Origin of the sequence: Dyella telluris, from assembly GCF_014297575.1 — a bacterium.
GTDB lineage: Bacteria > Pseudomonadota > Gammaproteobacteria > Xanthomonadales > Rhodanobacteraceae > Dyella > Dyella telluris.
Map to the genome: position 1 here is coordinate 3887590 of NZ_CP060412.1, position 20304 is coordinate 3907893.

The 20304-nt window shown below is 65.5% G+C and carries 20 protein-coding genes; 5 read left to right on the forward strand and 15 right to left on the reverse strand.

The window, feature by feature from the left end; all coding sequences use genetic code 11:
* Positions 1 to 233: 233 nt before the first annotated feature.
* Positions 234 to 677 carry an RcnB family protein gene (locus tag H8F01_RS17005; protein WP_238481029.1) on the forward strand — a complete coding sequence of 148 codons (444 nt, stop codon included), beginning with the start codon at positions 234 to 236 and terminating at the stop codon, positions 675 to 677.
* 273 nt (positions 678 to 950) lie between these two features.
* Positions 951 to 1430, forward strand: a complete 480-nt coding sequence (locus H8F01_RS17010; RefSeq protein ID WP_187056241.1) for a DUF3761 domain-containing protein — start codon at positions 951 to 953, stop codon at positions 1428 to 1430.
* Positions 1431 to 1741: 311 nt separating this feature from the next.
* Here the strand turns inward: H8F01_RS17010 and H8F01_RS17015 are convergent, their stop codons facing one another.
* From H8F01_RS17015 to H8F01_RS17035, 5 genes are all read right to left on the reverse strand, one after another.
* On the reverse strand, positions 1742 to 2833 hold the full coding sequence (locus tag H8F01_RS17015) for an ABC transporter permease (RefSeq protein ID WP_187056242.1): 1092 nt from the start codon (positions 2831 to 2833) through the stop codon (positions 1742 to 1744).
* Positions 2830 to 3759, reverse strand: a complete 930-nt coding sequence (locus tag H8F01_RS17020; RefSeq protein WP_187059345.1) for an ABC transporter ATP-binding protein — start codon at positions 3757 to 3759, stop codon at positions 2830 to 2832. Before H8F01_RS17020 ends, H8F01_RS17015 begins: the two co-directional genes overlap by 4 nt.
* Positions 3760 to 3766: 7 nt before the next feature.
* Positions 3767 to 4732 (reverse strand): HlyD family secretion protein, encoded by a 966-nt coding sequence (locus H8F01_RS17025; RefSeq protein ID WP_187056243.1) that lies wholly within the window; start codon positions 4730 to 4732, stop codon positions 3767 to 3769.
* A complete protein-coding gene (locus tag H8F01_RS17030) occupies positions 4722 to 5378 on the reverse strand; it encodes a TetR/AcrR family transcriptional regulator (protein WP_187056244.1) in 657 nt (218 codons plus the stop codon). Before H8F01_RS17030 ends, H8F01_RS17025 begins: the two co-directional genes overlap by 11 nt.
* 122 nt (positions 5379 to 5500) lie before the next feature.
* Positions 5501 to 7426, reverse strand: coding sequence for a CocE/NonD family hydrolase (locus H8F01_RS17035; RefSeq protein ID WP_187056245.1), 1926 nt, complete (start codon positions 7424 to 7426; stop codon positions 5501 to 5503).
* Between the two features lie 197 nt (positions 7427 to 7623).
* On the opposite strand from H8F01_RS17035, the gene H8F01_RS17040 reads away from it, so the two are divergent.
* Positions 7624 to 8511 (forward strand): AraC family transcriptional regulator, encoded by an 888-nt coding sequence (locus H8F01_RS17040; protein WP_187056246.1) that lies wholly within the window; start codon positions 7624 to 7626, stop codon positions 8509 to 8511.
* A gap of 12 nt (positions 8512 to 8523) precedes the next feature.
* Here the strand turns inward: H8F01_RS17040 and H8F01_RS17045 are convergent, their stop codons facing one another.
* Positions 8524 to 8958, reverse strand: a complete 435-nt coding sequence (locus H8F01_RS17045) for a VOC family protein (RefSeq protein WP_187056247.1) — start codon at positions 8956 to 8958, stop codon at positions 8524 to 8526.
* Between the two features lie 210 nt (positions 8959 to 9168).
* Here H8F01_RS17045 and H8F01_RS17050 point away from each other — a divergent pair, with 210 nt between their 5' ends.
* Positions 9169 to 9726, forward strand: coding sequence for an NADPH-dependent FMN reductase (locus tag H8F01_RS17050; RefSeq protein ID WP_187056248.1), 558 nt, complete (start codon positions 9169 to 9171; stop codon positions 9724 to 9726).
* Between the two features lie 322 nt (positions 9727 to 10048).
* On the opposite strand, the gene ppk1 is transcribed toward H8F01_RS17050, so the two are convergent.
* Together ppk1 and H8F01_RS17060 are read right to left on the reverse strand one after the other, a co-directional pair.
* Positions 10049 to 12229, reverse strand: coding sequence for a polyphosphate kinase 1 (ppk1, locus tag H8F01_RS17055; RefSeq protein ID WP_187056249.1), 2181 nt, complete (start codon positions 12227 to 12229; stop codon positions 10049 to 10051).
* A 313-nt stretch (positions 12230 to 12542) separates the two neighbouring features.
* On the reverse strand, positions 12543 to 13325 hold the full coding sequence (locus H8F01_RS17060; RefSeq protein ID WP_187056250.1) for an AraC family transcriptional regulator: 783 nt from the start codon (positions 13323 to 13325) through the stop codon (positions 12543 to 12545).
* Between the two features lie 128 nt (positions 13326 to 13453).
* Here H8F01_RS17060 and H8F01_RS17065 point away from each other — a divergent pair, with 128 nt between their 5' ends.
* Positions 13454 to 14719, forward strand: a complete 1266-nt coding sequence (locus H8F01_RS17065) for an MFS transporter (protein ID WP_238481030.1) — start codon at positions 13454 to 13456, stop codon at positions 14717 to 14719.
* A gap of 7 nt (positions 14720 to 14726) precedes the next feature.
* Here H8F01_RS17065 and H8F01_RS17070 read toward each other — a convergent pair whose 3' ends face one another.
* The 7 genes from H8F01_RS17070 to H8F01_RS17100 form a co-directional block, all read right to left on the reverse strand.
* On the reverse strand, positions 14727 to 15701 hold the full coding sequence (locus tag H8F01_RS17070; RefSeq protein WP_187056251.1) for a glycoside hydrolase family 43 protein: 975 nt from the start codon (positions 15699 to 15701) through the stop codon (positions 14727 to 14729).
* 199 nt (positions 15702 to 15900) lie between these two features.
* Complete coding sequence (murB, locus tag H8F01_RS17075) at positions 15901 to 16920, reverse strand: UDP-N-acetylmuramate dehydrogenase (RefSeq protein WP_187059347.1); 1020 nt, start codon at positions 16918 to 16920, stop codon at positions 15901 to 15903.
* A gap of 10 nt (positions 16921 to 16930) precedes the next feature.
* Entirely contained in the window at positions 16931 to 17968 is a 1038-nt protein-coding gene (locus tag H8F01_RS17080) for a quinone-dependent dihydroorotate dehydrogenase (RefSeq protein ID WP_187056252.1), read from the reverse strand.
* 2 nt (positions 17969 to 17970) lie between these two features.
* Positions 17971 to 18738: a class I SAM-dependent methyltransferase gene (locus H8F01_RS17085; protein WP_187056253.1), complete on the reverse strand. Its 768-nt coding sequence runs from the start codon at positions 18736 to 18738 to the stop codon at positions 17971 to 17973.
* A gap of 4 nt (positions 18739 to 18742) precedes the next feature.
* Positions 18743 to 19534 (reverse strand): SDR family NAD(P)-dependent oxidoreductase, encoded by a 792-nt coding sequence (locus tag H8F01_RS17090; protein ID WP_187056254.1) that lies wholly within the window; start codon positions 19532 to 19534, stop codon positions 18743 to 18745.
* 8 nt (positions 19535 to 19542) lie between these two features.
* Positions 19543 to 19854 (reverse strand): DUF4190 domain-containing protein, encoded by a 312-nt coding sequence (locus tag H8F01_RS17095; RefSeq protein ID WP_187056255.1) that lies wholly within the window; start codon positions 19852 to 19854, stop codon positions 19543 to 19545.
* A 36-nt stretch (positions 19855 to 19890) separates the two neighbouring features.
* The gene (locus tag H8F01_RS17100) at positions 19891 to 20241 is read right to left on the reverse strand and encodes a hypothetical protein (RefSeq protein ID WP_187056256.1); all 351 of its coding nucleotides are present in this window, start codon (positions 20239 to 20241) and stop codon (positions 19891 to 19893) included.
* Positions 20242 to 20304 lie beyond the last annotated feature (63 nt).

Sequence of the window (20304 nt, forward strand, 5' to 3'; positions counted from 1 at the left end):
CGGAGCGGGGGCTGGCCAGGGATGGCGCCATTGAACAGGACGACGGGGGTGATGGCCTGGCGTCCGCGAGACCAAACGCTGCTTCAACGCATGAACTTGCGTTGCGCGGCGTTTCGTTTTTGCGAGCCGATTCACTCATCGTGCATGGTTGCGAAACTCATTATGGCGCCGCCGTGGAAACGTGCGCCAGGGGGCGCGCCTGACTCCACGGCGTTCCCCGATGGAGAGTTCGCATGAAGAAGACCCTGTTCGCACTGATGATTGGCGCAGTGATGGTTTCCGGCACGGTTGCCGCCTCGCCGCAGCAGTACGACGACCACCATGATCAGCAGGACCACGATCGCTACGATCATGGGCACGACCGCGATCACGACCATGACCATGACCGTGGGCACGATCACGATCATGATCGCGACTACGACCGTGGTTACGACCACGACCATGATCGCCGCGACTACGTGATCGTGCACGATCGTGGCAACCATGAAGGCTGGTACCACCGTGGCGGCTACGTTCCGGCGGAGTACTACCGCGACCAGCGCTATTACGCCGACTACCGCGTGTACCACCTTGCGCCGCCGCCGCCGGAGCACGTGTGGGTGCGCAGCGATACCGGCGATTTCCTGCTGGTGGCCGTCGCCACCGGCATCATTGCCGACATGGTGATCAACCACTGATCCACCCGGACCGCGCCGGGCGCCCTGACGGCGCGGTTCGCGTCGCACGATTTTGCGAAATGGCATCACACCAGATGAACGTCGTTTGGGGCAGCGTGATGAAGCGTCACGCAGCGGGCGCATAGTGGTTCGCACAGGCGCCAGCGCGCCTGGTAAAGCGTCATGCGGCGATGGCGTTGGGGCCATGGCCGTGGATGCGGGAGGGAACGCAGGCCGCCATGTCGGATGCGTATCCCATGGCGGAAGGGCGACATCGCACGGGAGGGATCGCATATGAAGTCGTATGGTTTGATCGCAGTGTTGTTCGCAGGTCTTCTGGCCGGTCCGGCCATCCACGCACAGCAGTCCGCCGCACCGGCCGGCTCGACCGGGCAGTGCAAGGACGGCAGCTATACCAACCACGCTACCAAGAAGGGTGCGTGCTCGGGTCACCAGGGCGTCAAGGAGTGGTACACCGCCGCTGCGCCTGCCGCCGCTGCCCCCGCCGCGGCTCCCGCAGCAGCACCTGCGGCAGCCCCGGCCGCTGCGGCAGCACCCGCCAGCAAGAGCGCCAAATCCACAGGCACGCAACCGCCGGCCAACGCCGCGCCGGGTGGCGGCCCGGGCCTGGTCTGGGTGAACGACAGCAGCAAGGTCTATCACTGCCAGGGCGACAAGTGGTACGGCAAGACCAAGGCAGGCTCGTACATGAGCGAAGCCGATGCGAAGGCCAAGGGCTATCACGCGGATCACGGCAAGGCGTGTACGCAGTAACGTCTGTTGCTTGCGTCGCATGATGAAAAGGCCCGCGCAAGCGGGCCTTTTTGTTGGGTGCAGTGCGTGCCGCACCATCGATGAACCCTCGCGGCTTCCTAGTCCTCACCGTCATCCCCGCGAAAGCGGGGATCCAGTGCCTTGGAGGCGGTGAGGAAAACCGAAAGACGCTGGATCCCCGCTTTCGCGGGGATGACGGTGAGGGAGGTCGGGGCGCCGTGTTGAACTCGCGGCGTAAGCACGCCGAATCCGGGATAACGGCTGCACTAATGGCCCTTGTTCGCTATCCGGTTCCAGTGGCGATAGCCCGCTCAATCCAACCGCTTATGGAACAAGCGAATCGCCAGCGTCAGCATGATCGCGATGAAGGCCAGCAACGCCACGCCGTCGTGCCACAGGTCGGCAAGGTCGGCGCCGCGCAGCATGATGCCGCGGATCAGCCGGATGAAGTGCGTCAGCGGCAATGCCTCGGAGATCCACTGCGCAGGCAACGGCATGCCGTCAAAGGGAAACATGAAGCCGGACAGCAGGATCGACGGCAGGAACACGAAGAACGTCATCTGCATCGCCTGGAATTGCGAGCGTGCCCGGGTGGAAATGAGCAGGCCCAGCGACAGGTTGGCGAGAATCAGCAGCACCGACGCCAGGTAGACATCCCACAGGCTGCCGCGGATAGGCACGCGGAACAGCCACACGCCCAGCATCAGCACCAGGGTGGTCTGCACCAGGCCGATGGCCGCATACGGCAACACCTTGCCAATCATGAGTTCCGTGCGGCTGACTGGCGTGGTGATCAGCAGTTCCATATTGCCGCGCTCTGTTTCGCGCACGATGGCCACGGCGGTGAACAGCACCATGGTCATGGTGAGGATGACGCCGATCAGTCCGGGCACGATGTTCACCGGGGAGCGTCGTTCCGGATTGTAGAAACTGACCACGCTGATCGGCGTCTGCGTCCGTGCGTGGAAATCGTCAGGCTGGTTGAGCGGGTATTGCGCCAGTTGCGCAGCGGCCGACTGCACCACGTTGTCGCTGCCGTCCACCATCACCTGGATGGCTTCGCGGCCGTCGAGCTTGCGGCGTTCGAAATCCGGCGGCACCGCGATGCCCACGCTGATGCGTCCTTCACGAAGCAGGTCCAGCAGTTGCTGCGGCGATTGCGCGCTGGCTTCGACCTTGATGACGCCGCTGGCGAGCAGGTCCTGCACGGCGGCGCGCGAACCGGCGGTCTGCGCCTGATCGACGACGGCGGCGGGCAGGTCGCGCAGGTTGAGGTTGATCGCGTAGCCGAACAGCAGCAACTGCATGATCGGCATGCCCATGATCATGGCCAGCGTCACGCGGTCGCGGCGCAGCTGGCGCAGCTCCTTCATGATGATCGCCCACAGCCGCCGGAAGTTCATGCCGGTTGCCCTTCGTGCTGTTCCGGCTTGCGCGTGGCAACGACGAACACGTCCTCCAGGTTCGGCGTCACGCTTTCGACGTCCATGGCGGTGTCCACGCCATGCAGACTCTGCCGGAACGCATCGAGGGTGACGTCGTCGCGGCGCATGAGCACGCGCAGTTCATTGCCGATCTGCGCCACGCTCAGGACGTCCGGATGGCCATCCAGCGCTTCCTTGGCCCGGCGGGGCGAGTCGGCACGGATCACGAACGTGCGGCCTTGCAGCTTCCCGGTGAGTTCCTTGGGTTGACCATCGGCGACCAGATTGCCGTTGTCGAGGATGGCCAGGCGGTGACAGCGTTCGGCTTCGTCCATGTAGTGCGTGGAGACGAGGATGGTGGTGCCCGCATCGGCGAGTTCGAACAGCTTCTCCCAGAAGTCGCGGCGCGACTCCGGATCCACCGCGCTGGTGGGCTCGTCCAGGAACAGCAGTTCGGGCTTGTGCACGATGGCGCCGGCCAGCGCCAGGCGCTGCTTCTGGCCGCCGCTCAGGGTGCCGGCCAGCTGTTCCTGCCGGTCGTCCAGGCGGTAGCGCTGCAGCAGTTCGTCCACGCGCGTGCGCGTGTCCTGGCGCGACAGGCCCTGCACGGTGGCGAGGAATTCCAGGTTCTGTCGCACCGACAGGTCGTCGAATAGCGAGAATTTCTGCGTCATGTAGCCGATGCGACGCTTCAGTGCTTCGGCCTGCCGTGGAATGGCCAGCCCCAGCACGTTGATCTCGCCGGCACTCGGCGTCAGCAGCCCACACAGCATGCGGATGGTGGTGGACTTGCCCGAGCCGTTGGGGCCGAGGAAGCCGTACACGCAGGCACGCGGCACATCGAGATCCACCTGGTTCACCGCCACCAGCGCACCGAAGCGCTTGGTAAGCCCCCGCGCGTGGATGGCCGTGTCAGTCATGAATGCGCTTGCCCGGAAACTCGGCGGAAACGGGGAAACCCTGCGGGAGTTCGCGTGCATCCGTGCCCAGGGCAATTTCGGCCAGATAGCTGAGCCGCGTGGCGTCATCGCCGCTCAACGCGTAGTAGGGCGTGAAGGTGGGTTCGCTGCGAATCATGCGCACCTTGCCGCGAAACTGGCGCTTGCCGTCATGCAGGGTGACGATGGCTTCGTCACCCACCTGGATCGATGGCCGCAGCGCAGCGGGCACATACACACGCGCATAAGGCGTGTCGCTGGCAAGCAGGATCACCAGGGGTGTGCCCGGTTGCGCCTGGTCACCCAGCTTGTAGGGCAGGCTGTCCACGCGCACGTCGCGCGGCGCGGTGAGGTCCAGCTTTTCCCGGTCCACTGCACGCGATGCCGCGTTGGCGGCTGCGGCGGCCACCTGGGCCTGGGCCTGCGCGATGTCTTCCACGCGCGAACCGTTGACCAGCTGGTCCAGTGCGGCGCGGTCGGCTGCCACGGCGGCATCGGCATTGCCGGCGGATGCCTTCGCGCGATCCAGGTCTGCCGCGGAGATGTAGCGCTGCAGCGACAGGGCGGAGAGCCGCTGGTAATAGGCGTTCGCGTCGCGCGCCTGCGCCTGTGCGCCGGCGAGGTTGGAGCGCGCCTGGCGGATCTGTTCCTCGCGCGGGCCGCGCTGCAGTTCAAGCAGCGCCTGTTGCTGCTGCTGCAGGTCGGCACGCGCAGTGTCCAGCGCCGCCTGTGTGCGCGTGGTTTCCAGCTGCATGATGCGTGTGCCGGCGGGCACGTATTGGCCCTCGCGCACGTCGATGGTCACGATGTGTTCGGCGGCCGGCGCGGGCAGGGTGATGCGGTCGAATTCCACCGTGCCCAACACCTGAGGCGGCGCAGGATGGCAGCCGGCAAGCGCGATGGTGGCCAGCAGGCCCAGCAGGCGACGATCAGTCTTCATGACGCGGCTCCATGCCGTGCCCCAGCAGGGCGAGTGCGTGTTGCGCGAGAACCTCGGTACCCAGATCGGCCTGGAAGATCTGCCGCCAGATCGGTGCGCCGGCGGCGGGGAACATGGTCAGTCCAATCAGCGAGACCACCAGCAGACGTGGATCGAGCGACGGGTTGATGACACCCTCTCGCTGCGCTTCGGCGAAGCGGCTGGCCAGGAAGCGCGGCAAGTCGGGCCCGATGCGGGTGAGCAGCAGTTCGCGCAGCGCGCCACCTTCGCACAGCACTTCGCGCACCCAAAGGGAAGGGAGCCATGGATGGGCGTCGACCAGGCCGAGCATGCCTTGTACGAAGCGCGTGACCATGGTGCGCACATCGTCGCCGGCGGTGGCGACGCCTTCGCGCAGCTGCATGATCGCGGGCATCAGGCGCTCGTCGAAGATCGCGTCGCGCAGCGCCTGCTTGCTGCCGAAGTAGTAGTTGAGCATGGCGGGCGTTACGCCGGCCTGCGCGGCGATGCCACGCAACGAGGTGGCCGCGATGCCGTCCCGGACGAAACAGGTCAGCGCCGCATCGAGCAGCTTGGCGCGCAGGTCAGGGCTGTCGGTGCCGGGGCGGCCGGGGGCGCGGCGAGGAGGACGGGTCGAGGAGGTCATGGTGACCGTAATTAATCATATGTTTAATTAATTTCAAGTCATTGATGGGTGGTGATTTTGTCGCAGCACAAAAAAAGGCCGGCGCAATGGCCGGCCTTTGGGTGAGGCAGTGACTGAGGGCTTCAGCCGTTGGGGACCACCGGCAGGCTGATCGAGCTGGCCGTGCCGGGGGTGTGCCACACGCGCTGCGTCGCCTTGCGGTAGTCGGCAGGCTTGGCGTCGAAGATGTTCGGCACGAAGGTCTGCGGGTTGCGGTCGTACAGCGGGAACAGGCTGGACTGCACCTGCACCATGATGCGGTGACCCGGCTGGAACACGTGGTTGGTGGTGGGCAGGCCGAAGCTGTAGAGCAGCGGCTGGTCGGGCGTGAGCGCGGCCGGGTGCTCGAAGCTGGTGCGGTAACGGCCACGGAAGATGTCCAGCGACACGGCCAGCTCATAGCCACCCATTTCCGGGTTGGACGGGACGGTATCGGGGTACACGTCGATCAGCTTCACCACCCAGTCGCTGTCGGTGCCACTGGTGGAGGCATACAGGTTCACCTCCGGCGCGCCGCCGATGTGCACCGGTGCGGTGAGCGGCTCGGTCACATAAGTGAGCACGTCCGGACGCCCATCCGCAAAGCGCTGGTCGTTCACCAGCCAGCGGGTCCACGCGTCGTGGTCGGCGAAGTGTACCGGGCGCGGCTGGTACGGCACGGGCTTGGCCGGATCGGACACGTACTCGTCGAACTTGGCGGCGTCCGCGGCCGGCGCGTTGAACGACAGCGCACCGTTGGCGCCCAGATAAAGCGCCTTGGGCTTGTTCGCGCAGCCCTTGTCGCAGCTCAGCGGCCAGGACTTGTAGCGATCCCAGTGGTTTTCACCGGTGTTGTAGATCAGCACGGGCGGCGTGTTCGCCTTGGGCGCACCGGCTACCAGATACTGGTCGAAGAACGGCTTGAGCACGTCGCGGCGGAACTGCAGGGCGGTGTCGCCGTCCCATTGCAGCGGGCCCAGCGAGCGGCCTTCGTAATTCACCTGGCTGTGGCGCCACGGGCCCATCACCAGGTAGTTCTTGTCGTTGCCCTTGTCCTTGGGTTCGGTGGCTTCGTAGCTGTGGATGGCACCCCACATGTCTTCCTGGTCCCACAGGCCCTGCAGCCACATGGTGGGCACGCTCAGCGGCTGCGCGGCCATGATCTTGTCCAGCGCCTGGCCCTGCCAGAACGCGTCGTAGGCCGGGTGTTCGTCCAGCTTGCGCCAGAACGGCAGCTGCTCAAGGCCGTGCGCACGCGCGTAATCGCCGGCGGAACCGGCGCTGAGGAAGTTGCTGTAATCGTCATAGCCCACGCGCGGCACGCCGCTGCCCTTGCCCTTCTTCTCGGTCTGGCCGGTGATGTAGTCGAAGTTGGTCTGGCGGTAGGCGCCGTAATGGAACCAGTCGTCACCCATCCAGCCGTCCACCATCGGGCTTTCCGGTGCGGCCACCTTGAGCGCCGGGTGCGGGTGGATCAGCGCCATCACCACGGTGAAACCTTCATACGACGAACCGAGCATGCCCACGCGGCCGTTCGATTCGGGCAGGTTCTTCACCAGCCAGTCGATGGTGTCGTAGGCGTCGGTGGAGTGGTCCACTTCACTGGAGTTGAGCGGGCCGCGCAGCGGACGCGTCATCACGTACTCGCCTTCCGAACCGTACTTGCCGCGCACATCCTGGAACACGCGGATGTAGCCGCTGTGCACGAACACCTCGTCGCCCTGCGGCAGGGTGGCGTCCATGTGCGGCGAGACGAAGCGCTCGGTGCGGCCGCTGGCGTCATACGGCGTGCGCGTAAGCAGGATCGGCGCGTTGTGCGCGCCCTTGGGAATCACGATGACGGTGTGCAGCTTCACGCCATCGCGCATCGGGATCATCACCTCGCGCTTCACGTAGTCGTAGCCGGCGGTGTCGGCGACGAAGGCCTTCTGCGGCACGTCGGGCGTGAGCGGCGCCGTTTGCGCATGGGCCAGGGCGGCGGTGAACGCGGCAAGCGTGGCCACGGCGAGCAAGGTGTTGCGGATGGGCATGAATCCTCCAGGCGGGCAGCCGCGCGGGCCGGTCCGGTGAGTGAAGCGGAAGGGTGGTTCAGTCATGGACTGTAAGCGAGCTGTCATCCGGCTCCCACCATGACTTCCTGCCTATGCCGATCTTATGCGCAAGAATGGGAACGCCGTCATCGTCTGCGCTACCCACACTGGCTGCCACCGTACCGGAAGGCCCCGCCATGAAAGCGAACACGCGAGAGGACTACCTGCATCGCATCGACCGCGTGGTCGCCGTGCTGCAGTCTGCGGTAGAGCAGGGCGGCGAGCTGCCCGAACTGGTGCAACTGGCCGAGGTGGCGCACCTGTCGCCGTTCCACTTCCATCGCATCTACCGGGCGCTGTCGGGTGAAACGGTGGGACAGACGGTGGCCCGCCTGCGCCTGCTGCGGGCCCTGCAGTTGCTGGCCGGGGCAGGCGAACGCATCACCGACACGGCGCTGGCCGTGGGCTATGAGACGCCGCAGGCCTTCGCCCGGGCATTCCGCCAGGCATTCGATGCCACGCCGAGTGAACTGCGTGGGCAGCGGGAACGCCTGCACGAGGCGATGCAGCGCCTGCGCCTTCCAGCCACGCCGGTGCAGGCGAGCGAGCCGGTGCTGAAGGTGGAGGTGGTGTCGGTGGAGCCGTTTCGCGTGGTGGCCGCCCGATACGTGGGCGATCACCGGGCGCTGGATCAGGCGTATGGACGGCTGTTCGAGTGGGCCGCCGGCCACGCGCTGCTCGAACGCATGGCCGGCATCTACGGTGTGCCGCACGACGGCATGCCGGACAGCGTCCCTGACGAGGGTGCCTTCGACTGCGCGCTCGCCTTCGCAGGCAATGAGGTGGCGATCGACGCCCATACCTTTGCGCTGCAGCTCGGCGGCGGCCTGTGGGCACGCTGGCGGCATATCGGTTCCTATGACCGCCTGGGCGTGCTCACCGACCGGCTCATCGCCGGCTGGTTGCCGGGCAGCGGTTACCGGCTGCGCGACGAGCTGCCGTTCCGGCACTTCCTGGACGATCCGGAGGACACGCCCGAAGCGGTGCTGCGGGCAGATATCTACCTGCCCGTGGCGCCTGTCTGAAACTCGGTGGGCTCAGCCGCCGCCCCCGGCCCACGGGTCATAACTGCCGAACGACCACAGATGACCTTCCAGGTCGCGGCAGCTGTAGCCGGCGCCGCCGTAATCCTTCTCGGCGTATTCGTCGATGATGATGGCACCGGCGGTCCTGGCCTGTTCGTAATGCGCCTTGCAGTCCGTCACCACGACATAGGGACATTGCGTTTCGCGTCCGTCGGCCTGGTCCGGCTGGATCACGCGCTTGCCGAATTCGTTGTCCCGCACCGAGCCCAGCATCAGCATGCCGTTGCCATAGGTGAGCTGGGCATGCGCCACGCCGCCCTGGTCGTCGTCGTAGACCGCGTGTTTCTCGAACCCGAAGGCCTTGCACAGCCAGTCGATGGCGGCATGCGCATCGCGATAGCGCAGGCCGGGGATGATCGTGCTGCCGGAAACGCGAGATGTGCTCATGGCCGTGGGCTCCGTGGTGGGATGCGTCCAGCCTAGCCCTTCCGCAAGCGTTGTCTTGTGGATTTTCCGAGTGCACGGGGGAGCAAGCCGCATCCCGGGCGGGGACGGTCTGGCGAAAGATCACAAGGCATGACAAGGGATCACGAGGGATTCACCGGCCCGGGTGCCATGCTTCGTCTTCCCCATTTTTTCACCCTCGGGAGCAAAGGCATGAGCAAGATCCGTGTGGCCGTCTTGGTGGGCAGCCTGCGCAAGGATTCCTTCAACCGCCATCTGGCGCGTGCGGTGGAACGGCTGTCGCCGGCCGACTTCAGCTTCGACCATGTGCGCATCGACAATCTGCCGCTGTACAACCAGGATTTCGACGCCGACTACCCGCCCGAGTGCAAGCGGCTCAAGGACGAGATCGCCGCCGCCGATGCGCTGCTGTTCGTGACGCCGGAATACAACCGCTCCATTCCGGGTGTGCTGAAGAACGCCATCGACATCGCCTCGCGCCCCTGGGGCACCAACTCCTTCGCGGGCAAGCCGGGCGCAGTGATCGGCATTTCCGTGGGCGCCACCGGCACGGCGCTGTCGCAGCAGCATCTGCGCAACGTGCTCTCCTACCTCGATGTTTCCGTGCTGCCGCAACCGGAGGTATTCATCCAGAACAAGGATGGCCTGCTCGATGCCGACGGCAAGATCGGCAACGAAGGCACGCAGAAGTTCCTGCAGGGGTTCGTGGACCGCTATGTGGCCTGGGTGAAGCTGCACCTCAGGCGCTGAGCCTAATTGTCGTCTGTAGGAGCGCACTTGTGCGCGACAGCCGCGCCTCGTTGTGAGGCCGACATGCTGCGGTCGCGCACAAGTGCGCTCCTACATGGACACGGTGGCGTGTTACGCCTCGGTGCCCGCGGCCCCCGAGCCGCAGAGTTTCTCCAGCATCTGCACCTGCACGTTGCGCACCGCTTGGGAGAAGCTTCACCTCAGGCGCTGAGCATTACTGTCGTCTGTAGGAGCGCACTTGTGCGCGACAGTCGCGCCTCGTGGTGAGGCCGACACGCTGCGGTCGCGCACAAGTGCGCTCCTACATGGACAAGGTGGCGTGTTACGCCTCGGTGCCCGCAGCCCCCGAGCCGCAGAGCTTTTCCAGCATCTGCACCTGCACGTTGCGCACGGCCTGGTTGCTGGCCGGCTTGATGCGGCTGTAGCGACCGTCGGCGTGCAGCATCCATGAGCTGGAGTTGTCCGCGAGGTAGAACTCCAGCTCCTTCTTCAGGCGAGCCTGCAGCTTCTTGCCTTCCACCGGGAAGCCAGTTTCCACGCGACGATCCAGGTTGCGTTCCATCATGTCGGCGCTGGCAAGGTAGAACAGTTCGTCGCCGTTGTTGAGGAACCAGTACACGCGGCTGTGTTCCAGGAAACGCCCCACGATGGAGCGGACGCGGATGTTGTGCGACACCCCCGGCACGCCGGGGCGCAGGCAGCACATGCCGCGTACAATCAGATCCACCTTCACGCCCGCGATGCTGGCCTTGTACAGCGCCTTGATCATCTTGGCATCGGTTACTGCATTGACCTTGATGATGATCTGCGCCGGCTTGCCCGCCAGTGCGTGCGCGGTTTCGCGGTTGATCATCTCCAGCAGCGTCTTCTTCAGGGTGAAGGGCGCATGCAGCAGCTTTTTCATCTGCAGCAGCTTGCCCATGCCGGTGAGCTGGCTGAAGAGTTTGTGCACGTCTTCGCACAGCGACAGGTCGGAGGTGAGCAGGCTGTAATCGGTGTAGAGGCGGGCGTTGCCGGTGTGGTAGTTGCCGGTGCCCAGGTGCGCGTAACGCACCAGTTCCTCGCCTTCGCGACGCTGGATCAGCATGAGCTTGGCGTGTGTCTTCACGCCCACCACGCCGTAGATCACCATGGCGCCGGCCTGCTGCAGGCGAGAGGCGAGCGAGAGGTTGGATTCCTCGTCGAAGCGCGCACGCAGCTCGATCACCACGGTGACCTCCTTGCCCGCGCGCGCAGCGTCCACCAGCGCGTCGACGATTTCGGAGTTGGCGCCGCTGCGGTACAGCGTCTGCTTGATCGCCAGCACGTTCGGGTCTTTCGCTGCCTGGTGCAGCAGGTCCACCACCGGGGCGAATGATTCGTACGGATGGAGCAGCAGCACGTCGTGGCGGCCGATCACCTGGAACAGGTCTTCGGCCTTCTTCAGCGCCTTGGGAATGGATGGCGTGAACGGCGGGTACTGCAGTTCCGGGCGGCTGCTCTTGGTGATCAGGCCGAACAGGCGCGCGAGGTTTACCGGGCCGTTCACCTCGTACATCTCGGCGGCGGTCAGGCCGAACTGGCGCAGCAGGTAGTCGGTGAGTTCCGGCGGGCAATTGTCGGCCACCTCCAGGCGCACCGCGTCGCCGAAGCGGCGCGAATACAGCTCACCGCGCAGCGCGCGTGCCAGGTCCTCGACGTCTTCCGGGTCGATGGTGAGGTCGGCGTTGCGGGTCAGGCGGAACTGGTAGCAGCCACGCACGGACATGCCGGGGAACAGCTCCTCGGCATGCGCATGGATGATGGAGGAGAGCAGCACGAAGTTCTCGCCACCCTCGGACACGTCATCCGGCAGGCGGATCAGGCGGGGCAGTACGCGCGGCGCGGGCACGATGGCCAGGCCCGAATCGCGACCGAAGGCATCGGTGCCTTCCAGCTGCACGATGAAGTTGAGGCTCTTGTTGACCAGCAGTGGGAACGGATGCGTCGGGTCCAGGCCAATGGGCGTCACCAGCGGCGCTACCTCATGGCGGAAATAGCGACGCACCCACATCTTCTGCTTGCTCGACCACTCGTTGCGGCGAACGATGCGGATACCGTTGCGTGCCAGCTCCGGCAGGATCTTGTCGTTGAGGATGGCGTACTGGCGTTCGATCTGCTTGTGCGTGATCTCGCTGATCTCGGCAAGCGCCTTGCGCGGCGTCACACCGTCGGAGCCGACGATTTCGTGGTCGAAGGCAATCTGGCTCTTCAGGCCTGCCACGCGGATCTCGAAGAACTCGTCCATGTTGCTGGAGAAGATCAGCAGGAACTTCAGGCGCTCCAGGATCGGCTTGCTCTCGTCCAGCGCCTGCTCGAGCACGCGGATGTTGAACTGCAGCTGGGAGAGTTCGCGGTTGATGTAGAGAGAAGGGTCGTTCAGGTCCGGAGCGACAGGTGCGCTCGGCACCTCGGGAGCCGCGGCGACGGGGCTGCTGGTTTCGGTGACGCGCTCTGCGCTCGGTCGGACGACATCAGTACTCATCGGTTCACCGTTCGATGGGCGGGCGCGAGGGGAGCCGCGCTGATCCGCGAAGAAACATAGTAAGGCGCGGATTACGACCGGGCCATGGCAGAACAGCGCGGCAGCGCGCTGTCACAGGATCGACATATTGACGAGTGGATCTGACCAAACCGTGACACTGCCTTCACGCATGTCACGAAGCCGTGATGTGCAAGGCCCAAGCCCCCGACTTTTCCTGTAGGAGCGCACCCTGTGCGCGACCTCCGACGGAGCGATATCGACACGGCTCTGCGGTCGCGCACAGGGTGCGCTCCTACAGGAGGCGCCACCGCGCTCAGGCGGCAGGCGATGCCAGGTAGCGACTCGGTGCCATACCCAGCACGCGGCGAAACGCGGCGGTGAACGCACTGGGGTTGCCGTAACCCAGGTCCACCGCAACCTGGGTGATCGCTTCGCCGTTGCTCAGCCGCGTGAGTGCGGACAACAGGCAGGCCTGTTGCCGCCACGCGGTGAAGCTCATGCCGGTTTCCTCGCGGAAAGTGCGGGTGAAGTGGCGGCGGCTCATGCCGGCGCGGCGGGCCATGTCGTCGATCCGCACTTCCTGCGAAGGCTCCTCGAGCAGGGCGCGGCACAGTGCGGCGAGGCGCTTTTCGTGCGGCAGCGGCGTGCTGAGCGGCAATACCGGCATGCGCCGGATCTCGTCCAGCAGCAGCGCCATGATGCGTCCGTCGCGGCTGTCCAGCTCGTACTCGGGCGGCAGATCCACCGCTTCCAGCAACAGCTCGTGCAGCAGGGGAGAGACGGCGATGACCTGGCAACGATCCGAAAGACCGGCGGCCTGAGCGGCTTCCGGCGTGACATAGGCGCTGCGCGTGGTCACCGGGCCGCCCATGTGCACCTCGTGGGTGACGCCGGGGGGAATCCACAGTGCGCGCCGCGGCGGCACCACCCAGCTGCCTTCGCTGGTGATGGTGGTCAGCACGCCGGTGGTGGCGTAGAGCAACTGCCCCCGGCGGTGGGAATGCGGGGGCAGCACATGGTGCGAGGGGTACTGGTTGCCCGTCGCGAGCACGTCGCGGGGCGTCTGGTCATACGCTTCGACAAGGGCGTTGCGCACGGGTTTGGCCCATTTTCAACAGAAATTGACCCGGTGATGTGTGCGGGCCTGGCTCCCAGACTCTAAGGTGTCGTCCCGGGCGGCGCAACCGCGTCGTCCTGCCGCACCCGTCCCCTCTGCGAGTCCTCATGCAAACCCGTGTCGAAGACGTAGCCCTGTCGCCCGCGCCGCCTGCCGCGCCGCTGGCCACCCCGCCGCCCGCCGCCTCTGCGGCCACTGCCGAGCACGCCACCGAGTTCGGCATCCTGGGCGCGATCAGCTTCTCGCACCTGCTCAACGACATGATCCAGTCGTTGATCCTGGCCATCTATCCGCTGCTCAAGAGCGGTTTCAACCTGAGTTTCGGCCAGATCGGCCTGATCACGCTGACCTACCAGATCACCGCATCGCTGCTGCAGCCGGCGGTGGGCATGTTTACCGACAAGAAGCCGATGCCGTATTCGCTGCCCATCGGCATGGGCTTCACGCTCTGCGGCCTGCTGCTGCTCGCGTTTGCACCGAATTTCCCGGTGTTGCTGGTGGCTGCCGCGCTGGTCGGTACGGGGTCGTCGGTGTTTCACCCGGAATCCTCGCGCGTGGCGCGCATGGCATCGGGCGGGCGTCACGGCCTGGCGCAGTCGTTGTTCCAGGTGGGCGGCAATGCCGGCTCGTCGCTGGGGCCGCTGTTGGCGGCCTGGATCATCGTGCCGCATGGCCAGCACAGCGTGGCGTGGTTTTCGCTGGCGGCACTGCTGGCCATCGTGGTGCTGCTGCAGGTGAGCGCCTGGTATCGCGACCATCACGCCGTGCGTGGCAAGGCCAAGGCGCGCCATGCATCGCACGTGGTGCTGAGCAAGGCACAGGTGGCGTGGTCGATTTCGATACTCGGGCTGCTCATCTTCTCCAAGTATTTTTATCTGGCCAGCATCAGCAGCTATTACACCTTTTACCTGATCCACAAGTTCGGCGTGTCCGTGCAGAACGCCCAGACGCACCTGTTCGTGTTCCTGTTTGCGGTGGCGGCCGGTTCGCTGATCGGCGGTCCGGTGGGCGATCGCATTGGCCGCAAGTGGGTGATCTGGGCATCCATCCTGGGCGTGGCGCCGTTCACGCTGTTGTTGCCGCACGCCAGCCTGTTCTGGACCGGCGTGCTCACCGTGATCATCGGCCTGATCCTCGCTTCGGCGTTCTCGGCCATCCTGGTCTACGCGCAGGAGTTGATCCCCGGTCGCGTGGGCATGGTGTCGGGCCTGTTCTTTGGCTTCGCCTTCGGCATGGGCGGCATCGGCGCGGCCGTGCTCGGTCACATCGCCGATGCGCGCGGCATCGAATACGTCTACGGCCTGTGCGCCTATCTGCCGCTGATCGGCATCATCACCGCGTTCCTGCCCAACCTGGAACGCAAGACCGCCTGAGTCGGCCTCAAAGGGTGTGCGGTTGCACACCCTCGCGGGTCATCTTCACCGGCTCGATCGTGCCATCGGCATTGAAGATCATCTTGTCGATGCACACCTGGCGATGATTGCCGTTGGTGTCACCCAGCGGATGGCGGTGGTAGACGATGAACCAGCTGTCGTCGCGCTCGACATGGAACAGCGAGTGGTGGCCCGCACCGGTGCCGATGGTCGCATCCTGCTGCAGGATCTTCCCGATGCGCTTGAACGGTCCCATCGGCGAATCACCGATGGCGTAGGCCACCGAATAGTCGGGCCCCGTCCAGCCGCCTTCGGACCACATGAAGTAGTACTTGCCGTTGCGCTTGAACATCATCGGGCCTTCCACGTACTCCGGCGACGGCGTGATTTCGCGCCAGGTCTTGCCGTCGGGCATGGCTTCCACGCCGGTGAAATCCGGCTTGAGCTTGACGATGTTCGCGTGCTTCCAGCCGCCGTAGATGAGGTACCAGCTGCCGTCGTCGTCATGGAACACGTACGGGTCGATCGGCTGTGCACGGTTGTGGAAGGCATCCACCAACGGATGGCCGAGCAGGTCCTTGAACGGTCCCTCGGGGTGATCGGCCACCGCCACGCCAATGCCGCCGACCTCCTTGTCGCTCTGGATGTCGTTGGCGGCGAAGAAGAAGTAGTACTTGCCGTCCTTCTCGGCCATGGCCGGTGCCCACATGGCTTTCTTCGCCCACGGCACATCGGCCATGCGCAGCACGCCCTCATGCCTGGTCCAGTGCACCAGATCGTCGGAAGAGAACGCGTCGAAGCGGGTCTGCTCGCTGTAGCGCTCCGACGTGGTCGGGTAGATCCAGTACTGGTGCTGGAAGATCGCCGCTTCCGGGTCGGCATACCAGCCGGGGAAGACCGGATTGGCGGCGTGCGCGAATCCGGTCAGGGCAAGCCCGGCGGTGAAAGCGGCGAGGTGGAACAACTTCCTGCACTGACGCATGCGATGGGCTCCGGGCGTTTGACGAGAGCGTCCGAACCTAGCGCATTCTGCTTTTAGACGGGGCGATTATTGCGTGCCCCTCACTGTAGGAGCGCACCTTGTGCGCGACCGCGGCGCCATGTCGTTTCGGTTTCGTCAGGTGGTCGCGCACAGGGTGCGCTCCTACATGGGGAGCATCGAGCCATGGGGTGAGGCTGTGTCAAACCACCACCGGCTCCGGCTCCAGCTGCACGCCGTACTTCGCGCGCACGCCCTCGATCACCTTCTGCGCGAAGGCCCACAACTGTGCACCCGTGGCACGCCCGTGGTTCACCAAGACCAGCGAGTGGCGGTTGGAGATGCCGGCGTCGCCATCGCGCTCGCCCTTGAAGCCGCTGGTTTCGATCAGCCACGCGGCGGAGAGCTTCCAGCGCCCATCACTGCCCACCCACGAGACCAGCTCGGGGTGTTCGCGCTTGAGCGATTCGCCCAGCGCAGCGTCGACGATGGGGTTCTTGAAGAAGCTGCCCGCGTTGCCGACCACCGCCGGGTCCGGGAGCTTCTTCGTGCGCAGGTGCACCACGGCCTCGGCCACGTGGAAGGGCGCCGGCTTGGCGATGCCCATGCGGGCCAGTTCCTCGCGGATGCCGGCGTAATCCATCCGCAGCTCGCGGGTGCGGGGCAGCGCGAAGCGCACGGCGGTGACGATGTAGCGGCCCGGCTCGTGCTTGAACACCGAGTCGCGATAGGCGAACTTGCAGGCGGTGCGATCGAGCACGGCCACGCGGTGCTCCTGCGTGTCCCAGGCTTCCACGCTTTCGATGAACTCGGCCACTTCCGTGCCGTACGCACCGATGTTCTGGATCGGCGCGGCACCGACCGTGCCGGGAATCAGGATCAGGTTTTCCAGGCCGGCAAAGCCCTGGCCCAGGGTCCAGCGCACGAAGTCGTCCCAGCGCTCGCCCGCGGCCACGGCAATGCGGGCCACGTCGCCATCCTGCTCCACCTGCACGCCGCGCGTGGCCATGGCCAGCACGGTGCCGTCGAAGTCGCCGGTGAACAGCATGTTGCTGCCTTCACCCAGCACCAGCAGCTTGCCGTCGCGCACGGCGGGGAAGTCGAGCAGTTCGGTCAGCTTGGTGGCGTCGTGGATCTCGGCCAGCAGGCGCGCACGCGCATCGACGCGCAGCGTATTGCGGCTGGCGAGCGAGGCATTTTCAATCAGCGTGTAGCCGCCCATGTCGATGCGTTCAGCCGGCATGCGTGTCTTCCCGCTGGCGACGGATTTCGTCCACGCATTCGCCGACCAGCGCCGGTCCGCGATAGACCATGCCCGAGTAGATCTGCACCAGCGAGGCACCGGCGTCGATTTTCTCGGCCGCATCGCTGCCGTCGAGAATGCCGCCCACGCCGATGATGTCCAGCTGGTTGCCTACGCGCTTGCGCATGCCGCGCAGCACGGCGGTGGAGCGCTCGAACAGCGGCTTGCCGGACAGGCCGCCGGTTTCGTTGCCGTGTGGGTCGCTGGCCACGGCCGAGTGGTCGATGGTGGTATTGGTGCAGATCACGCCATCCACCTTCGCCGCCAACAGCACGTCGGCAATGGCGTCCAGTTCGGTCTCGCTCAGGTCCGGCGCAATCTTCAGCAGCATGGGCTTGCGCGCGCCGCTCTGCGAACCCAGGCGTTCCTGTGCCTCGCGCAGCGTATCGATGAAGCGGCGCAGCGTGGCCTCTTCCTGCAGGTCACGCAGGCCCTGGGTGTTGGGCGAGGAAATGTTCACCGTGATGTAGCTGGCCAGTGCGTAGACGCGCTCCAGGCAGAACAGATAGTCGTCCACCGCCTTGTCGTTGGGCGTGTCCTTGTTCTTGCCAATGTTGATGCCGAGCACGCCGCGATAGCTGGACTTCTGCACATTGCGCACCAGCGCATCGACGCCTGCATTGTTGAAGCCGAGGCGGTTGATCACGGCCTGGTGGTTCGGCAGGCGGAACATGCGCGGCTTGTCATTGCCCGGCTGCGGGCGCGGCGTGGTGGTGCCCACTTCAACGAAGCCGAAGCCCAGCGCGCCGAGCGCGTCCAGGTGGTCCGCGTTCTTGTCCAGGCCGGCCGCAAGGCCCACCGGGTTCGGAAAGCGGATGCCGAAGGCCGTGGTCGGCAGCTCGGCTGGCGGCTTGGCCAGCAGATGGATGAAGTTGCTGCGATGGGCAACGTCCAGGCCGTAAAGGGTCAGGCCGTGAGCGGTTTCCGCATCGAGCGCGAACAGTAGCGGGCGGATGAAGTTGTACATGGTCAGGTCAGGGTGCCCACGAAAATAACGGTGTCGTAGTCGAAGCTGATGCGCCCGTCGACGGCGGTGCGGTCGAACAGGTCGCGCAGGGCGCGCATCATCGGTTCGTGTTGCGGATGGCCCTCGCGCGGTGCGTAGGACGAGGACAGCAGGCGTCCGGCCACGCCATCGTAGTCCAGCCGCTGGCCGTGGTCGAAACGGCCCATGGCGCGGTAGCCGCTGCCGAACCATGCACGCATGCCCGGTTCGTCGCCGTAGCGCTCGGCCACGCTGGTGTAATCGGTGCCGTACTGCTTCAGCAGGGCCTCGTAGCCTTCCAGGAACGGCGTGCCCAACAGACGGCGGGAATTCCAGATGATGGCTGCCAGCCCGTCGGGGCGCAGGATGCGGGCGAACTCGCGGCGGGCGGCGTCCTGGTCGAACCAGTGGAACGCCTGTGCCGCGATGACCAGATCGATGCTGCCGCTGTCCAGGCCGGTGCCGGTGGCCTGGCCGTCGACGGCCCTGAAGCGAGGGTTGTCGCCCAGCCAGCTCTCCGCGGCCTCGCGCATCGGCGCGTTGGGTTCCACGGCGGTCACGCGATAGCCGCCATCCAGGAACAGTTTGCTGGAGATGCCGGTGCCGGCGCCGATGTCCGCCACCTGCCACTGGGGCGTGACAGCGAAGGTGTCCTGCAGCCAGTGCAGCATGGCGACGGGGTAATCCGGCCGGTAACGCACGTACTCGACCACGCGGTCGCTGAAGCGCTCAGTCGATTTGAAGTCGGTCATGGCATTACCCCGTGAGCAGTTGGCCGCCGTCGACACACAGCGTCTGGCCGGTGATCCAGCGCGCGAACGGCGAGGCGAGGAACAAGGCGGCGTGAGCGATTTCTTCGGGCTGGCCGAAGCGGCCGAACGGAATCTTGGCCAGGGTGCGCTGGTAAAGCTCGGGAGCGTCCGTCTTGCGGCGATCCCACAGCCCATCGGGAAACTCGATGGAGCCCGGTGCGATCGCGTTGACGCGGATGCGGTGTTCGGCCAGCTGCAACGCCTGCGACGTGGTGTACTGGTTCAGCGCCGCCTTGACCGCCGCATACGCAGGCCCGCGCACGCCGGGGTGAAACGCCGCAATCGACGAGGTATGCAGGATGCTGCCGTGCGACGACTGTTGCAGCCAGGGCAGGGCATGGCGCGAGGCGCGCACCGCGGCCATCAGGTCCACGTTGAAACCGGCGGCCCAGCCTTCGTCGTCGTCGGCAAAGCCATAGCCGCTGGCATTGTTAACCAGCACGTCGATGCCACCGAGCACGTCGGCCGCTTCTTGTACGTAGCTTTCGATGGATGCCGCGTCAGCAAGATCGCAGGAGCGTGTGTGCGTCGTCACGCCGAACGCGGCCATGGCATGGCGCACCTCGTCCAGCGCGGCCGCACCGCGCGCGCAGGTGGATACCGACGCACCTGCTTCGGCAAAAGCGAGTGCGATGCTGCGGCCTATGCCCTTGCTGCCACCGCAGACGACGACGCGATACCCGTGGAAATCGAAGGGGCTGGAGGCCGCATTCGCTGGCGTGCGCGTGTCTGTCATGGACGTGGTCAATGCGGAAGGTTGTGAAGCAGGCTGGCCCCGAAGCCGAAACCGAACACCAGCAGGACAATGACGAACACGGTGCAGGCCAGTGCAAAAGCCACCTGCGCATAGCCAAGCACCAGCCCGGCCACGGCCAGGCCGTCACCGTCGACCGAGCCGGGCTGAGCCCGCCGGATTTCGCCGCGGGCCATATGCCCGCAGACAATCGCTACGATGGAGCCGATCAGCGGCAGCAGCGTCCATCCAGCGATGCCGAAGACCAGACTGAGCACGGCCAGGGTGCTCGTGGTGCGTTGGGCGGTGGGCTGGTAGCTCATGTCACGCGAGTCCTGCATGCAGTGGAAAGGGGTGAGTTACCAGCGGGTGGCGTGGTTTTTCAACACCACCACCTGCAACACGACGAACGTGGCGATGAGAACAAGCAATGCGACCTGCGTGTATGCCAGGAGACGTGCAGCCTTGGCCAGGCCCGCACCGAGCAGTGCACCGTTGGCGCGGCGGATCTGCCGCTGTGCCGTCAGCCCGCAGATCAATGCAATGAACGATCCGGTCAGTGGCAGGGCGATGAAGTTGTAGAGCCACATGCTGGCCATGAGCATCCCGGCCACTGGCAACGCCGTCCAGGCCAGGACTCCAAAAGCCAGCCCGAAAATGGCCAGGGAACTGTACGTGGGTACTGCCTGGATTGCCTGCGCCTGCTCCATCGTTACAACTCCCCTGTCGTTGTGAGGCGTGCCGGACTTCCCGTGTCCACGCACCCCGGCCTG

Bases quoted from the DNA above. Each gene is read 5' to 3' on its own strand.
- H8F01_RS17005 (WP_238481029.1), top strand. From the start codon at position 234: ATGAAGAAGACCCTGTTCGCACTGATGATTGGCGCAGTGATGGTTTCC.
- H8F01_RS17010 (WP_187056241.1), top strand. From the start codon at position 951: ATGAAGTCGTATGGTTTGATCGCAGTGTTGTTCGCAGGTCTTCTGGCC.
- H8F01_RS17015 (WP_187056242.1), bottom strand. From the start codon at position 2,833: ATGAACTTCCGGCGGCTGTGGGCGATCATCATGAAGGAGCTGCGCCAG.
- H8F01_RS17025 (WP_187056243.1), bottom strand. From the start codon at position 4,732: ATGAAGACTGATCGTCGCCTGCTGGGCCTGCTGGCCACCATCGCGCTT.
- H8F01_RS17030 (WP_187056244.1), bottom strand. From the start codon at position 5,378: ATGACCTCCTCGACCCGTCCTCCTCGCCGCGCCCCCGGCCGCCCCGGC.
- H8F01_RS17035 (WP_187056245.1), bottom strand. From the start codon at position 7,426: ATGCCCATCCGCAACACCTTGCTCGCCGTGGCCACGCTTGCCGCGTTC.
- H8F01_RS17040 (WP_187056246.1), top strand. From the start codon at position 7,624: ATGAAAGCGAACACGCGAGAGGACTACCTGCATCGCATCGACCGCGTG.
- H8F01_RS17045 (WP_187056247.1), bottom strand. From the start codon at position 8,958: ATGAGCACATCTCGCGTTTCCGGCAGCACGATCATCCCCGGCCTGCGC.
- H8F01_RS17050 (WP_187056248.1), top strand. From the start codon at position 9,169: ATGAGCAAGATCCGTGTGGCCGTCTTGGTGGGCAGCCTGCGCAAGGAT.
- ppk1 (WP_187056249.1), bottom strand. From the start codon at position 12,229: ATGAGTACTGATGTCGTCCGACCGAGCGCAGAGCGCGTCACCGAAACC.
- H8F01_RS17065 (WP_238481030.1), top strand. From the start codon at position 13,454: ATGCAAACCCGTGTCGAAGACGTAGCCCTGTCGCCCGCGCCGCCTGCC.
- H8F01_RS17070 (WP_187056251.1), bottom strand. From the start codon at position 15,701: ATGCGTCAGTGCAGGAAGTTGTTCCACCTCGCCGCTTTCACCGCCGGG.
- murB (WP_187059347.1), bottom strand. From the start codon at position 16,920: ATGGGCGGCTACACGCTGATTGAAAATGCCTCGCTCGCCAGCCGCAAT.
- H8F01_RS17080 (WP_187056252.1), bottom strand. From the start codon at position 17,968: ATGTACAACTTCATCCGCCCGCTACTGTTCGCGCTCGATGCGGAAACC.
- H8F01_RS17085 (WP_187056253.1), bottom strand. From the start codon at position 18,738: ATGACCGACTTCAAATCGACTGAGCGCTTCAGCGACCGCGTGGTCGAG.
- H8F01_RS17090 (WP_187056254.1), bottom strand. From the start codon at position 19,534: ATGACAGACACGCGCACGCCAGCGAATGCGGCCTCCAGCCCCTTCGAT.
- H8F01_RS17095 (WP_187056255.1), bottom strand. From the start codon at position 19,854: ATGAGCTACCAGCCCACCGCCCAACGCACCACGAGCACCCTGGCCGTG.
- H8F01_RS17100 (WP_187056256.1), bottom strand. From the start codon at position 20,241: ATGGAGCAGGCGCAGGCAATCCAGGCAGTACCCACGTACAGTTCCCTG.